Source organism: Scandinavium hiltneri (assembly GCF_024764835.1).
GTDB classification, from domain to species: domain Bacteria; phylum Pseudomonadota; class Gammaproteobacteria; order Enterobacterales; family Enterobacteriaceae; genus Scandinavium; species Scandinavium hiltneri.
On record NZ_JALIGE010000067.1, the window covers coordinates 98,619 to 114,197 of the forward strand.

At 58.6% G+C, this 15,579-nt stretch carries 14 protein-coding genes; 7 read left to right on the forward strand and 7 right to left on the reverse strand.

Features of this window, described 5'->3' with window-relative positions; translation table 11 throughout:
• Window positions 1–5 precede the first annotated feature (5 nt).
• The 7 genes from MUU47_RS02550 to MUU47_RS02580 are packed head-to-tail and all read right to left on the reverse strand — an operon-like array spanning window position 6 to window position 9,043.
• Entirely contained in the window at window positions 6–1,739 is a 1,734-nt protein-coding gene (locus MUU47_RS02550; protein WP_309578251.1) for an NADH-quinone oxidoreductase subunit D-related protein, read from the reverse strand.
• A complete protein-coding gene (locus MUU47_RS02555) occupies window positions 1,736–3,325 on the reverse strand; it encodes a hydrogenase 4 subunit F (protein WP_258986547.1) in 1,590 nt (529 codons plus the stop codon). Before MUU47_RS02555 ends, MUU47_RS02550 begins: the two co-directional genes overlap by 4 nt.
• Window positions 3,326–3,329: 4 nt before the next feature.
• Entirely contained in the window at window positions 3,330–3,980 is a 651-nt protein-coding gene (gene hyfE / locus MUU47_RS02560) for a hydrogenase 4 membrane subunit (protein WP_159775808.1), read from the reverse strand.
• 10 nt (window positions 3,981–3,990) lie between these two features.
• Complete coding sequence (locus MUU47_RS02565; protein WP_258986710.1) at window positions 3,991–5,430, reverse strand: hydrogenase 4 subunit D; 1,440 nt, start codon at window positions 5,428–5,430, stop codon at window positions 3,991–3,993.
• A gap of 16 nt (window positions 5,431–5,446) precedes the next feature.
• Window positions 5,447–6,397: a respiratory chain complex I subunit 1 family protein gene (locus tag MUU47_RS02570; RefSeq protein ID WP_309578252.1), complete on the reverse strand. Its 951-nt coding sequence runs from the start codon at window positions 6,395–6,397 to the stop codon at window positions 5,447–5,449.
• A gap of 10 nt (window positions 6,398–6,407) precedes the next feature.
• Window positions 6,408–8,423: a hydrogenase 4 subunit B gene (hyfB, locus tag MUU47_RS02575; RefSeq protein ID WP_258986550.1), complete on the reverse strand. Its 2,016-nt coding sequence runs from the start codon at window positions 8,421–8,423 to the stop codon at window positions 6,408–6,410.
• On the reverse strand, window positions 8,423–9,043 hold the full coding sequence (locus MUU47_RS02580) for a 4Fe-4S dicluster domain-containing protein (protein ID WP_258986551.1): 621 nt from the start codon (window positions 9,041–9,043) through the stop codon (window positions 8,423–8,425). Before MUU47_RS02580 ends, hyfB begins: the two co-directional genes overlap by 1 nt.
• 311 nt (window positions 9,044–9,354) lie before the next feature.
• Here MUU47_RS02580 and hypA point away from each other — a divergent pair, with 311 nt between their 5' ends.
• The 7 genes from hypA to MUU47_RS02615 are packed head-to-tail and all read left to right on the forward strand — an operon-like array spanning window position 9,355 to window position 15,562.
• Entirely contained in the window at window positions 9,355–9,705 is a 351-nt protein-coding gene (hypA, locus tag MUU47_RS02585) for a hydrogenase maturation nickel metallochaperone HypA (protein ID WP_258986552.1), read from the forward strand.
• A 3-nt stretch (window positions 9,706–9,708) separates the two neighbouring features.
• Window positions 9,709–10,578: a hydrogenase nickel incorporation protein HypB gene (hypB, locus tag MUU47_RS02590; protein ID WP_258986553.1), complete on the forward strand. Its 870-nt coding sequence runs from the start codon at window positions 9,709–9,711 to the stop codon at window positions 10,576–10,578.
• Window positions 10,569–10,841: a HypC/HybG/HupF family hydrogenase formation chaperone gene (locus MUU47_RS02595; protein WP_159775820.1), complete on the forward strand. Its 273-nt coding sequence runs from the start codon at window positions 10,569–10,571 to the stop codon at window positions 10,839–10,841. Before hypB ends, MUU47_RS02595 begins: the two co-directional genes overlap by 10 nt.
• Window positions 10,841–11,962: a hydrogenase formation protein HypD gene (gene hypD, locus MUU47_RS02600; RefSeq protein ID WP_258986554.1), complete on the forward strand. Its 1,122-nt coding sequence runs from the start codon at window positions 10,841–10,843 to the stop codon at window positions 11,960–11,962. Before MUU47_RS02595 ends, hypD begins: the two co-directional genes overlap by 1 nt.
• Window positions 11,959–12,969 carry a hydrogenase expression/formation protein HypE gene (hypE, locus tag MUU47_RS02605; protein WP_258986555.1) on the forward strand — a complete coding sequence of 337 codons (1,011 nt, stop codon included), beginning with the start codon at window positions 11,959–11,961 and terminating at the stop codon, window positions 12,967–12,969. The genes hypD and hypE overlap by 4 nt, the downstream gene beginning before the upstream one ends.
• 39 nt (window positions 12,970–13,008) lie before the next feature.
• Entirely contained in the window at window positions 13,009–15,084 is a 2,076-nt protein-coding gene (gene flhA / locus MUU47_RS02610; protein ID WP_258986556.1) for a formate hydrogenlyase transcriptional activator FlhA, read from the forward strand.
• Window positions 15,085–15,133: 49 nt separating this feature from the next.
• Window positions 15,134–15,562, forward strand: coding sequence for a TOBE domain-containing protein (locus tag MUU47_RS02615; protein WP_258986557.1), 429 nt, complete (start codon window positions 15,134–15,136; stop codon window positions 15,560–15,562).
• The last annotated feature ends 17 nt before the right edge of the window (window positions 15,563–15,579 follow it).

Below are 15,579 nucleotides of genomic sequence, written 5' to 3' on the forward strand. Positions count from 1 at the left end.
AATCCTTACTTGATCGGCGAGTGTTTACGCTCAATGCTATAGCGTTCGATCTCTTTATACGGCACGGTGGTGGACTTGCGTTTGCGAACATCCACCAGCGTGACGCGGTCGGTGCAGGAGTAGCAGGGATCGAGGCTGCCGATGATCAGCGGCGCATCAGATATGGTATTCCCGCGCAACATGTAGCGCAGCACCGGCCAGTTGGCGTAAGTCGCCGCGCGGCAACGCCAGCGGAACAGCTTCTGATTGTCACCGAGCATGCTCCAGTGCACGTCTTCCCCGCGCGGAGCTTCCACGTAACCGAGCGCAAATTTGTGCGGCTGATAAGTGAAACCTTCGGTCAGCAGCGGGCCGTTGCCCATGGTATCCAGCGCGTATTCAATCATCGCCAGCGAGTCGAAGGTCTCTTTCACGCGCACCATCACGCGGGAGAACACGTCGCCGCCATCATAGGCAAACAGGGTTTTCGGCAGATTGCCGTAATCGGAATACGGGTGGTCAAAACGCATATCGCGTTTGAAACCACTGCCGCGGATAAGCGGGCCAACCGGGCTGTAATCGCGCGCCACCTGGCGGTCGAGAATGCCGACCCCTTGCGTACGCTGAGCGATGTTCGGGGTGGATAACAGCATGTCGACCAGTTGCGTCACTTCCGCACGCATCTCGCGCACCAGCTGGATAGTTTTAATCCGCTGCTCTTTAAGGATGTCGCGACGGATACCGCCGATCAGGTTCAGACCGTAGGTTTTACGCGAACCGGTTAACAGCTCTGCCATTTGCATGGATTTTTCACGCACGCGGAAAAACTGCATGAAGCCGGTATCAAACCCGACAAAGTGGCTCGACAGTCCAATGTTCAGCAGGTGGCTGTGCAGGCGTTCCACTTCCAGCAGAATGGAACGAATAGTGTGTGCACGCTGTGGCACCACGATGCCCAGCGCATTTTCCACCGAGGTGGTGTAAGCCACGCTGTGCGCAAACCCGCAGATGCCGCACACGCGGTCGGACAGGAATGTCACTTCGTTGTAGCCCATGCGGGTTTCGGCCAATTTTTCCATGCCGCGATGCACGTAGAACAGTCGGTAGTCGGCATCGACAATGGTTTCGCCGTCGACGAACAGGCGGAAGTGGCCCGGCTCATCCGAGGTTATGTGCATCGGGCCAATCGGCACCACACGCGCTTTGCTGTCACCGTCGTTGATGAACGGATAGGTTTCTGTTTCGGTGGTCGGTGCCGGGCGCTGGCGATAGTCCATGGCATCTTTGCGCAACGGGTACATCTCGTCAGGCCAGTCATCCGGCAGCACCAGGCGGCGCTCGTCCGGTAGACCAATCGGTTTCAGGCCATACATATCGCGAATTTCACGCTCGCCCCACACCGCCGCAGGCACGCGCGGGGTAACGGACGGGAACTCAAGTGAGTGATCGACCAGGCCTTTCACCACCACCCAGCACTTCTCGCCCTCTTCCATCGACATCGCGTAGTAGACCGCGAAGTGACCGTTGAGCGTGCGCTCATCATTGCCAAACAGCACCGGCAACCAGCCGCCGCAGCCGTAATAGAGAAATTCAACGATTTCCGGCAGATGGCCAATTTTGACGGTAATCGTCACCTGATCGTTAGTCTGCCGCTCTTCTTCAAGCACCGCGCCGGGGAATTTTTCCCGTACCGCCGCCAGATAACCCAAACCGCGTACATCGCCCTGCGCGAGGCCGTTCATATATTGTTGATAGCTCACTTCGTTTCTCCAGCGCACTCGCGGGTGCAAAGACTGTGGTTAGCGGCAGCGGCAGTTTTACCCGCCCACGGCCACTGAAATTCTTGCTGCGGGGACTGATGCATTACAATCGACGCGGCATTTTCCAGCAGGCGGCTGACCGGCTGCGGAATGTGGGTGCCCATCACCAGCATCAGCACCAGCAAAATGGCCATCGGTAACGTCGTCAGCAGACCAAGCTCGCCACGGCTGGTCGCTTCCGGCGCGCTGCCGAACAGCAGACAGGCGATCATGCGAACCAGCCCACCCAGCACGACGGTTAACAGCAGCAGCAGGCCAATAGTCAGCCAGATATGTCCGGCGGCCAGACCTGCCGTTACCACCATAAACTCACTCAGGAAGACGTTGAACGGCGGCATTCCGCCGAGCGCCAGCGCGCCACCGGCCAGCAGCACCGCGCTGAACGGCATCAGTTTAAGCATGCCGCGCACCACGCTGAGGTCGCGGGTGCCGTACTTCAACAGCACGTTACCGGAACCGCAAAACAGCAGCGTTTTTGCCAGGCTGTGATTGAGCGTATGCAGCAGCGCCGCCAACACGCCAAGCGGACCACCGATGCCAAGCGCCACGGCGATGAGCCCCATGTTTTCCACGCTGGAATAAGCCAGAAGCCGTTTCACATCCTGCTGAACCAGAATGAAAAACGCCGCGACCGCGACGGACAGCAGGCCGAAAATCACCAGCAGCGTGTTGGTGAACGAGGAGCCAATCGACTGGGTGATGATGATGTGGAAGCGGATGATCACCAGCAGCGCGCAGTTGAGCAGCACGGCTGACAGCAAGGCGCTGGTTGGGCTCGGCGCTTCACTGTGGGCATCCGGCAGCCAGGCGTGCATAGGGAACAGCCCGGTTTTGGTACCAAAGCCAATCAGCACGAACACAAACGCCAGATGCATCAGTGTCGGGTCAAGCTGGCTGGCATGTTTCAGCACTTCGCTCCAGAAAATTGCGTTGTGTGGATCCGGCATGAAGCTGGCGGCATTGGCGTACACCAGAATGGTGCCGAACAGGCCGAACGCCACGCCAACGGTACAAATGATGATGTACTTCCACGCCGCTTCCAAAGACGAACGCTGACCGTAAATTCCCACCAGAAACGCTGAGCTGAGGGTGGTGGCTTCAATCGCCGCCCACATCACAATCAGGTTGTTACTGGTCACCACCAGCATCATGGTGAACAAAAACAGGTGGAAGAAACCGTAGTAGTTGCACAGCGTAGCGACGGAAATCTCGCCTTCGTCGACCTCGTGGCGCATATAGCCCATTGAGTAAAGGCCGGTAAGAAAACCGATAATCCCGAGGATCGCCAGGAACAGCGCGCTCAGACTGTCGAGGTGCAGCCACAGATTGGTGGAGAACATCTCGCCCTGGCGATAAACCAGCGCCACGGCATACAGCGTCACCACTAACAGCGTAACAATGCCCACGCCGTGTAGCAGCGTGACCGCCACACGGGAAGCCGTGCCGAGACGCTGGCAGGCAAACGCCAGCAGCGAAAACACCAGCGGCGTCAGCAGTAACAAGGTGAAAATTGCAGAATGACTCATTGTGTTATCCCTTCAGCGCCGTCAGTTGATTGACATCCAGCGTGCCGAGCGTGCGCCAGATTTTTCTCACCAGCAGCACCATGACGATCACCGCGAAAATCGCGTCGGTGGCGATCCCAATCTCCACCAGTTCCGGCGCTTTATTCGCCAGCAGCGCCAGCACCAGATGCGACCCGTTTTCCATCAGGCAGTAACCGAACACCTGCTTAAGAATGTTGCGTTGGGTCACGATGCACAGCAGCCCCAACAGGAAGTGGCCGAGCGCCACCGCCAGTGCGGGCTTCAACCCTTGCAGCAGCGGAAGCTGCACCGGGCGCACCACCAGCCAGCACAGCACCACAATCACCGCGGCAGCCAGCATCAGCAGAACCGGGCTAATCAGGCTTGCATCGGCCTGCGGGTCGTTGAGCTTGCGTAGCGCAAACCCCATTATCAGCGGCACCAGAATGACTTTGGTCAGCAGCGCACTGAAGGACCACATCAACAGTTGTTCCGAATCAAGCGTGCGCGAGAGCGTGAAGAAAATCAGCACCAGCACCAGCGATTGCAGGGCGTAGCACCAGCAGGCTCCGCGCGGATGCTTCGCACCAATCACCAGCAGCGACGTCACCATCATCAGCCCGGCGAGATTATTTACGAGTAAGGCTCCGGTCATCGTCGTCTCCTTAATTAAGCCACATCGCGGCAATCACGCTGGAAACCAGCGACATGATTACCAGCACGACCAAAACAGCACGCATCGCCCACGGAAGCGGCGCCATCTGCGCTACTTCCGGGCTCTGCTCCCCTGGGACTACGCGACCAAACCAGTAAATCAGCCAGGCAAAACTTGCTACCGATTCCACCAGCGCCAGCACCATTACCGGGATCAGCTCCCAGTGCTCAGTTGAGAGCGTGAAGCCCGCGGCAAAGACCGGGAATTTACTGAAGAAGCCGTTGAATGGCGGCACACCGGCAATCGCCAGCGCGGCCACGCAGAAACCGATGCCGAGCAGTGGCGACTTGCTCATCACCCCACGCAGCTTCGGCAGCAAGCGGGTCCCGCAGCTGTAGCTGAACGCACCCGCCACCAGGAAGAACAGGCTTTTGGCAAAGGCATGGTTGAAGATGTAGGCAATGCCGCCGTCGAGGGCCTGTTTTGAGCCCAGCGCCGCCATCGATAACGCAAGGAACATCCACGCCAGTTGGGTAATGGTTGACCACGCCAGCAGGCGTTTCATGTCTTTCTGCGGCAGGTACATCAGGAAGCCGTACACCATCGTAATGGTCGCCATCACGATGCCCACCCAGCCAATCACGTGCGGTACGTTGCCGCCTTCCAGAATGGCGCGGGCAAAGATGTAAACGCCCACTTTCACCATCGACGCGGCATGTAAGTAAGCACTGACTGGGGTCGGAGCTTCCATCGCATCCGGCAGCCAGGCCTGCATCGGCAACTGGGCAGATTTACCCCAGGCAGCGAACAGGATGCCGCCATAAACGATATAGCTGGCGCTGCCCTGCAACTGGCTTAACGCGCTCAGCGAGAAGGTGCCGGTGTTGAGGAACAGCGTCGCCGCGGCGAGATACAGCCCGAGAGATGCCACATGGGTAATCAGCAGCGCTTTCATCGCTGAACGTTGCGATTTCTGCGTCTGGTAATAGCCAATCAGCGCCCAGGAACAGCCGCCGGTAATTTCGAAGAACAACAGCTGACCGAGCAGCGTGGACGACAGCACCAGCCCCGCCATCGCGCCGATAAAAATCAGCAGGAAGGCGTAGTAGCGGTTATCCCCGTCGTGCGGATGCTCACGGTTACCGCGGGTCAGATACCCGGTGGAATAGAGGCTTACCAGCAGACCGAGGAACACCACCGCAAATGCAATCAGGGTGCTTATCCGGTCAACGGTGAAACCAAACAGCGCCACGCCGTGATAGCTCACCAGCGTATAAGTGGCGTCGGTTTTGCCACCTGCGAGGAACAGCCAGCCCAGCGCCACGGTGCCAAGCGTGGCCAGTAACGCAAATACGGTGCAGATATTTTTCGCCTGCTGCTTTGGCGAACAGGCCGTCAGCAGCGCGCCGACAAACGGCACCAGCAGGGTCGTCAGAGCGATATTTTCCATCATTTCACGGGGCTCCTTACAGACCGGTAAAGTAGAAGACGAAGCCCAGCGCCGCGACGCCAAACCCAAGCCAGGTCACGTGATGCGTCAGCAGGAAGCGCCCGCGCGCCAGCGAGTTTTCCACCAGCGATGCCAGCACAAATACCACCAGCAGCTTGATGACCATCACGACCAGCGCCAGCAACAGCGCGGTCGGGCTAAGGCTCACGGCCTTGCCAAACGGAATAAACACTGCGAGGAACATTTCGGCGACGACCACCTGCTTGAGGCCAATCCCCCACTTCACCAGCGCGAAATCAGAGCCGGAATATTCGGTCAGCGGCCCTTCCTGGAGTTCCTGCTCGGCTTCGGCGACGTCGAACGGAATTTTGCCCATCTCGATAAACGACGCGAACCCGCAGGCCAGGAAAGCCATGAAGATTGCCAGTGGCGAGCTCCAGCCGTGAGCCAGCGCCGCGCTGATGGTGCCGATGTTGGTTGAGCCAACAATCAGCGCCACGACCAGCAGGCCGAGGAGCAAGATAGGCTCCACCAAAATACCGAGCGTGAGTTCACGGCTGGCACCGATGCCTGCAAACGAACTGCTGCTGTCGAGCCCGGAAAGGGCAAAGAAGAAACGGAACAGCGCGAACAAATACAGCAGGGTGATTAAATCCCCTGCCCCGCCGAACGGTGAGGTGGCGGTAAAAACGGGTAGCGCCATCGCCACCAGCAGCATGCTGCTGAGCAGCACCCACGGCATCAGGCGGAACATCGCCCCGGACTGATCCGGGCCGACTGGCTGACGCTTCAGCAGCTTGCCGAGGTCACGGTAGTCCTGCAGAATGCCAGGCCCGCGACGGGAGTGCATACGCGCACGGATCTGGCGGGAAATGCCGGTCATCAGCGGCGTCAGCGCCAGCAGAATGACCGCCTGACACACGGCGAACAGCCCCATGCCCCACGCAGGCGTTTGTTGGATTAACATCTCATTCTCCTCACAGAGCTACGGTCAGTAACAGAACCACCAGCGCCACCACCACATACAGGCAGTAAAGGCGGAAGTCCCCGCTCTGCATTCGCTGAATGCCCGCACCGGCGCGCTGAACAAGGCGCACCAGCGGCCAGATAATACGGTCGTCCCAGAACGGCTCGACCGCCGCCGCACCATCGGTGACTTTGGTCAGGCTGCGGCTTAACGCGTCAGAAGGATCGAGCTGCTTGCGCATCCGGTACAGCGGGGCAAACATCACGCGCAGCGGCTGAGTGAAGCTACCCGCAGAGGCAGACATCGCCTCTTCCCAGGCGTAACCACAGGCCCACGGCTGGCCACGACGACGGAACGGCCCGCGTGTGCCACGCAGCACCCACCACGCCGCCAGTGGCAGTAACGGCAGGCCCAGCAACAACAGGAAGGTTACGGCCGGAGAGAACATCGCCTGAGCGCTGTCACCCGGTTGCAGAAGGGTATTATTGGCAACAATCACATCTGAGGTGTGCGTCAGCGAAGTCGCCACCTGCGTCAGCACCGGTGCGACAACGGACGCGCCGACGCCAAGCGCCACGCACAGCAGCGCCATCACGATCATCGCGGCGGTCATTGGCCAGGGCACTTCACGTGCGTGCTCCGCCTGCTCGCTGCGGGCGCCGCCGCAGAAGCTGATACCGTAGACTTTGACGAAGCACATTGCCGCCAGCGCGCCGGTAATCGCCAGCATGACCATCGCAATCGGCCCGGCGAGACGCATGGCGAAATCGCCGTCATGGCTCATGGTGAACAGTGACTGGTAGGTAAACCATTCGCTGACGAAGCCGTTCAGCGGTGGCAGTGCGGAAATGGACATACAGCCAATCAGGAAAGCGGTGCCGGTGAGCGGCATCAGCTTGGCGAGGCCGCCCATTTTTTCCATATCACGGGTGTGAACGCGGAAAATCACCGCCCCCGCGCCGAGGAACAGCAACCCTTTAAATAGCGCGTGGTTGAGCAAATGGAACAGTGCGCCGAGCAGGCCAATGGTCGCCAGCAGCGGATGGTGCGTGGCGATGCCGACCATGCCGACGCCAACCCCCATCAGGATGATGCCGATGTTCTCCACGGTGTGCCACGCCAGCAGGCGCTTGATATCATGTTCGGCCAGCGCGTACAGCACGCCAAGCACCGACGACACCGCACCAAACGCCAGCACCACCAGACCCCACCAGCTTTCTGTCGCCCCAAGCAGGTCGATCCCGACTTTGATAATGCCGAAGATACCAATTTTCACCATCACCCCGGACATCAGCGCGGACGCATGAGACGGGGCCGCCGGGTGCGCTCGCGGCAGCCAGCTGTGCAGTGGCAGCATCCCCGCCTTCGCCCCAAAACCGAGGAATGCGAGAATAAACACCACCGACGCCAGGCCTGCGGAAAGATGCAAATGACGGAAGGATTCAAACTCCAGACTGCCGCTTTCACGCCACATCAGGAAGAAGGCCACCATGATCAGCACCGACCCGGCATGCGCAATAAAGAAGTACAGCAGCCCAGCCTTGATTGACTCTTCGCTCTGATCGGCGATGACCAAAAACCACGAGGCCAGCGACATCATTTCGAACAGGATGATGAACCAGAAGCCGTTGTCCATCACCACCAGCCCGACCATCGAGGCGATAAACAGGTTCATAAAGAACCCCATCGACGCCGCGCCTTTGCCGAGATATTCCTGCATATAAGAGAGCGAGTAGAGGGCGCAGAGCATCACCAGCAGTGAAATCACCGTCACCATAAACGCTGCCAGGCTGTCGATGCGCACGCTAAACGCCGCGAACGGGAACGGCCCCGCCGCACTCCAGTTCAGCACTTCACCGCTGAACAACACCGGCAGTGCGCTGCACAGGCCAAGCAAACCACCGAGCATCGCACTGATGCCCGCCACGCGAATGGCCTGCCCTTCGTTTTTTTGCAGCAGCAAAGACACCACGCCGCCTACAACGTACAAGGCCAGCGACCACATCAGTAATTGCAGTGAATCCATTAGTTTTGCTCCCCTGCAAAGTTCACCTGACCCGGCAAGGTCTCCGGCATCGACAGCGCGGTTTGCGACCGACGCTGTTTCGCCTGGGCCTCAATGGACTGCGGCTCAATCAGGTGCAGTGCTTTTGTCGGACAGGAATGCACGCACGCCGGGCCTTCCGGCAGGAAATGGCACAGGTCGCATTTAACGGCGATGGTGCGCATACCGGCATTCCAGCTCAAAAACGGATGCATGCTGTCCGGGCTGACCGGCACATCGCTGAGCAATGACGCCGGAACGTAGTGTTCAAACTGCGCGGGCATATTCAGCGGCGTGCTGCCCGCAGGCGTAATCGCCCCGAACGGACACACCAGGCCACAGAGTTTGCAGCCGATGCACAGGCTTTCGTTTATCTGGACGCTGTCGTCCTCAAGTGCGATGGCGTTGACCGGACACACCCGTTTGCAGGGCGCATCTTCGCAATGACGGCATAACACCGGGGCTGTCTCGTCACCGGTACGTGCCATCGTGAGTCTCGGGTGCTGCTGTAGCCCCTGAGCTTTATGGACATCGGAGCAGGCCGCGAGGCAGGTATTGCATCCGATGCACCACTGAGGATCCGCAATCACAAAGCGGTTCATGGTTATTCCTCTGAAGCGGAAGAAAATTATCCGGCTTGTATAGCAATTTGCGTGCCATTTCATTATTTACATATTAAACAATTAGTTAGACACCACCCTCCCCCTTCAGAGACTGTCATCGTCAGCGTGACGACGATTGTGACGATCGACGTTTTCTGTGCCATTCGACCTCGCCGTCATTTGTGGCGACGTGCCGTCACTAATGTCATTCCAGATCTGTCATTCAGTGATTTATCGATAAAAATCAACACAATGAATAATGGCCTGTATTTTGCTTAGGGAAGCGAAGTCCAGAATTAACGGGAAACGTTATGCACGAAATCACCCTTTGCCAGCGAGCGCTGGAAATTGTCGAGCAGCAGGCACTCGCCAACAATGCCACCCGCGTGACGGCGGTCTGGCTGAAGGTCGGGGCCTTTTCCTGCGTGGAGCCCTCATCCCTGAGTTTCTGCTTTGAGCTGGTGTGTCGCGGCACGCTGGCGGAAGGCTGCCAGCTGCACATTGAAGAACAATCTGCGCAGTGCTGGTGCCCGGAATGTCAGAGGGACATCAAACTTATCTCGCAACACGTTCGCCGCTGCCCACAGTGCGGCAGCGACCGGTTACGTATTGTCGCTGATGACGGATTTCAGATTCAGCGCATCGAAGTCATTGAGGAATAAGGTATGTGTACAACCTGTGGCTGCGCGGACGGCAATCGCTATATAGAAGGCGACGAGCACAATCCGCATTCGGCCTTTCGCGGCGCGCCGTTTGCACCCGCCTCGCGCCCGGCGCTCACCATTACCGGCATCACGCCAGAATTCAGCCCACAGCAGTCAACGCAGGGCGATTTGCACTACGGACACGGTGAAGCGGGCACGCACGCACCGGGCATCAGCCAGCGCAAAATGCTGGAAGTGGAAATTGACGTGCTGGAGAAAAATAACCGGCTGGCGGCCCACAACCGGGCACAGTTTGCCGCGCGTGAACTGCTGGTGCTGAATCTGGTTTCCAGCCCCGGATCCGGTAAAACGACGCTGCTGACTGAAACGCTGACCCGCCTTAACGGAAGCGTGCCGTGCGCGGTTATCGAAGGTGACCAGCAAACGGTGAATGACGCCGCCCGCATTCGCGCCACCGGTACCCCGGCGATTCAGGTCAATACCGGCAAAGGCTGCCATCTCGATGCGCAGATGATTGCCGACGCCGCCCCGCGCCTGGATCTGAAAGATAACGGAATTCTGTTTATCGAAAACGTCGGCAACCTGGTGTGCCCGGCCAGTTTCGATCTTGGCGAGCGGCATAAAGTGGCGGTGCTCTCCGTCACCGAAGGCGAGGACAAACCGCTGAAGTATCCGCAAATGTTTGCCGCCGCGTCCCTGCTGCTACTGAACAAAATCGACCTGCTGCCGTATTTGCAATTCGACGTCGAAACGTGCCTGAGCTATGCGCGAGAAGTAAACCCTGCCATTGAGGTTATCCTGATATCCGCCACCAGCGGAGAAGGCATGGACACATGGCTCACGTGGCTGGAGACGCAGCGATGTGCATAGGCGTTCCGGGACAAATTTGCGCTATCGACGGGAACCTGGCGAAGGTCGATGTCTGCGGAATTCAGCGCGATGTGGACCTGACACTGGTCGGCGTCACCGATGAACAGGGCCAGTCACGCATGGGCCAGTGGGTGCTGGTGCACGTCGGTTTCGCCATGAGCGTGATTGATGAGCACGAAGCCCGCGAGACGCTGGCCGCGTTGCAAAACATGTTCGAAGTCGAACCCGACGTCGGCGCGCTGATGTGGGGCGAGGATAGGTGATGCGTTTTGTTGATGAATACCGCGCGCCTGAGCAGGTAATGCAGCTTATCGCGAACCTGAAAACCCGCGCCCCGCTTCTTTCCTGTACGCGTGAAAAACCGCTGCGGATCATGGAAGTCTGCGGTGGGCACACTCACGCTATTTTCCGCTTTGGCCTCGACCAGCTTTTGCCGGACAACATCGAGTTTATTCACGGCCCGGGATGCCCGGTCTGCGTGCTGCCGATGGGCAGAATCGACACCTGTATCGATATCGCCAGCCACCCTGAGGTCATTTTTTGCACCTTTGGCGATGCGATGCGCGTGCCGGGAAAAAACGGCTCGCTGACCCAGGCCAAAGCGCGCGGGGCTGATATCCGCATCGTCTATTCACCGATGGATGCCCTACGCCTGGCGACGGAAAATCCCGGGCGCAAAGTGGTCTTTTTTGGTCTCGGTTTTGAAACCACCATGCCCGCTACGGCGATCACCTTGCAGCAGGCAAAAGCGCAGAACCTGACTAATTTTCTCTTCTTCTGTCAGCACATCACGCTGATTCCCACCTTGCGCAGCCTGCTCGAACAGCCGGACAACAGCATTGACGCCTTTCTGGCTCCGGGCCATGTCAGCATGGTGATTGGTACGCACAGCTACGATTTTATTGCCGATCATTATCAGCGCCCGTTAGTGGTTGCCGGTTTTGAGCCGGTCGATCTGTTGCAGGGCGTCAACATGCTGGTGGAACAGAAAATCGCGGGTGAAAGCCACGTCGAGAACCAGTATCGCCGCGTGGTGCCGGATGCGGGCAACGCCCTGGCACAGACGGCCATTGCCGACGTTTTTGCCGTCAACGGTGACAGCGAATGGCGCGGTCTCGGGGTCATTGCCGAATCGGGCGTGAAATTAATGCCGGAGTACCAGCGCTTTGACGCCGAAGCCCATTTCCAGCCGCCGCCGCGTCAGGTATGCGATGACCCGCGCGCCCGCTGTGGCGAGGTGCTCACCGGACGCTGTAAGCCGCATCAATGCCCGCTGTTTGGCAGCGTCTGCAATCCACAAAGTGCGTTTGGCGCGCTGATGGTGTCCTCCGAAGGCGCCTGTGCGGCGTGGTATCAGTACCGAAGTCAGGAAGGTGAACAATGAAAACCGTACAAATAGCCCACGGCAGCGGCGGCCAGGCGATGCAGCAACTGATTAACGATTTGTTCATGCAGGCATTCGATAACCCGTGGCTGGCAGAACAAGAAGATCAGGCCCGTTTATCACTCGCGTCGCTCACCGCCAGCGGTGACCGGCTGGCATTTTCCACCGACAGCTACGTTATCGACCCGTTGTTTTTCCCCGGCGGGGATATCGGCAAGCTGGCGATTTGCGGCACCGCCAATGACGTCGCCGTCAGCGGAGCTATTCCGCGCTACCTTTCCTGCGGTTTTATCCTCGAAGAGGGGCTGGAGATGGCGGTTCTGGAAAACGTCGTCAACAGCATGGCGCAGACGGCAAAAGCCGCCGACATCGCCATCGTCACCGGTGACACTAAAGTGGTGCCGCGCGGTGCGGCGGACAAACTGTTCATCAACACTGCCGGGCTGGGTGCCATTCCAGCCGATATTCATTGGGGCGCGCAGCAGCTCGTGCCGGGCGACGTGCTGCTGGTCAGCGGCACCCTCGGCGATCACGGCGCAGCCATTCTCAACCTGCGAGAACAACTGGGGCTGGATGGCGATTTGCGCAGCGACTGCGCGGTATTGACGCCATTGATTCAGACTATGCGAGACATTCCCGGCGTGAAGGCGTTGCGTGATGCCACTCGGGGCGGCGTGAACGCGGTAGCTCATGAATTTGCAGCCGCCAGCGGCTGTGGTGTGATGCTGCATGAAGCCAGCCTGCCGGTGAAATCTGCCGTCCGCGGCGTGTGTGAACTGCTCGGGCTTGATGCCCTGAACTTCGCCAACGAAGGCAAGCTAGTGATAGGCGTGTCCGCAGGAGATGCAGAGCGCGTACTCTCCACGCTACGCTCGCACCCATTAGGCTGTGATGCCGCCATCATCGGCGAAATCACCGAGCGCCGCGGCGTGCACCTGACCGGGCTTTACGGCGTGCGTCGCACGTTAGATTTACCTCATGCCGAACCGCTACCGCGGATCTGCTAACGCTATTTTCGCGCCAGCGGCGCATTGTGGGTAAGCACTATGTCATCAACAGCGATGAGCGATCTCGGCCAGCAGGGCCTGCTTGATATTACCCGGTCTTTGCTGCAACAGCGCGATCTGTCCGGTGTTTGCGAAGCATTGACACAGTTGATCAAACAGGCCGGGCTTGCCGAACGCGTGGCTATTTTGCTGTGGCAGCCCGGAAATCAGCGCGTGAGTTATCACGCCAGCGCCACCTGTGCGCCCGGTAAAAGCGGCGAAGAAATCCTGCTGGCGCAGGGCCCCCTTCACCGGCTATTGACCCGGCCAGATGCGCTCAACTGCGACTATCAGGAATTTTGTGCCGCCTGGCCGACGCTGACGAATAACCCTCTTTATCCTGAATTTGGTCGCTATGTCCTGCTCCCGCTGGCGCAGGAAGGTCGCATTGTAGGTGGCTGCGAGTTTATCCGCGACAACGACGCCGCGTGGAGCGAGAAAGAATTTCAGCGCCTGCAAACATTGACTCAGCTGGTGGCAATCGTCACCGAACAGTTCCTGACCCGCCTTAGCCGCAGCGCCGATCGCCAGCAGCTTCGCCTTGAACGGGATAATTTCCGCATTCTGGTCGATATCACCAACGCAGTACTGTCGCGGCTTAACATTGACGAACTGGTCAGCGAAGTGGCAAAGGCCCTTCACGATCATTTCCACATCGATGCGATTAGCGTGGTGCTCCGCAGCCCGCAGCCGGGCAAGCTCGACGTATACACCAGCCATTATCTGGACGGTGAAGCGCCGCTGCATGACGTAGCCGAACTGGACGAACGCGGTTCGCTGAGTGAGCAAATCTTTAAACAACAGCAAATGATGCTGCTAACGCTGGCCAATCTGAATCAGCTGCCGCAGGGGGATCGCCAGCTGTTTTCCCTGTGGGGAAATGAGCTACAAAGCCTGTGCCTGCTGCCGCTGATGTCTGGCTCCACGACGCTCGGCGTGCTGAAACTGGCCCAGCGTAATGAACAGGTTTTCACTGCCAGCAATCTTCGTCTGCTGCGCCAGATTGCCGGACGGGTGTCGATTGCGGTCGATAATGCGCTGGCGTATCGGGAGATCCAGCGTCTGAAAGAGCGCCTGGCGGATGAAAACAAAGTGCTTACCGAACAGCTCAACACGCTGGATAACGATTTTGGCGAGATTATCGGGCGCAGCGATGCGATGCTTACCGTGCTGCGTCAGGTGGAAATGGTGGCGCAAAGCGACAGCACGGTGCTTATTCTCGGTGAAACCGGTACGGGTAAGGAGCTGATTGCGCGCGCCATTCACCATCTGAGCCATCGCCGTGAACAGCGGATGATCAAAATGAACTGCGCCGCGATGCCCGCTGGATTGCTGGAAAGCGACCTGTTCGGCCATTCGCGTGGGGCATTTACCGGGGCAAGCGCGCCACGCGTCGGACGTTTCGAGCTGGCAGACAAAAGCTCGCTGTTTCTTGATGAAGTCGGCGACATGCCGCTTGAGCTTCAGCCGAAGCTACTGCGCGTTTTACAGGATCAGGAATTTGAGCGCCTCGGCTGCAATAAACTGATTCGGACCGACGTTCGCCTGATTGCTGCCACCAATCGCGACCTGCGGCAAATGGTGGAAGACCGGGCGTTTCGCAGCGATCTTTATTATCGCCTGAACGTCTTTCCTGTCCAGCTGCCGCCGCTGCGTGAGCGCCCGGAGGATATTCCGTTACTGGCTAAAGCCTTCACCCATAAAATTGCCCGGCGACTTGGCCGTCAGATTGACAGCATTCCGGCGCACACGCTGCGCACGCTGAGTGAAATGCCGTGGCCGGGAAACGTGCGGGAACTGGAGAACGTCATTGAGCGCGCGGTATTGCTGACACAGGGTAACGTGCTGCAATTTTCGCTGCCAGAAATGTTGTATCGCCCTACGGCACAGCCCGGCAATCAGGGTGAGCTGCCGCAGGAAGGTGAAGATGAAACGCAGCAGATCATTCGCATACTGAAAGAAACCAACGGTGTGGTGGCCGGGCCGAAAGGTGCGGCTCAACGGTTGGGCCTTAAACGAACCACGTTGCTTTCACGCATGAAGCGCCTGGGAATCGATAAAGACGTACTGGTGTAAATCGGCGGGACAGGCTATAAAACCAGGACACTCACAGAAAGGAGGCAATATGTCAGTATCAGCACGTAACCAGCTTAGCGGTAAAGTTAGCGCAGTGGCAGCAGGCGCGGTGAATGATGAAGTGGAATTAACGCTGACAGGCGGCGCGAAGCTCGTGGCTATCGTCACGCACAGCAGCCAGCAGGCGCTCGGTCTGGTCGACGGTAAGGAAGCCGTGGCATTGATTAAAGCCCCGTGGGTCACCCTTGCCAGCGAAGACTGCGGCCTGAAATTCTCCGCCCGTAATCAGTTTGCCGGCAACGTTTCTCAAGTGACGGAAGGGGCAGTTAACGCGACAGTGCATATCAAAACCGATGCCGGATTCGAACTGGTGGCGGTCATTACCAATGAAAGCCAGCACGAGATGAAGCTGGCTTCTGGCAGCCGCGTGATTGCGCTGATCAAAGCCTCTGCCATTCTGCTCGCCACCCGCGCGTAGTACTTCTCCACGCCGCT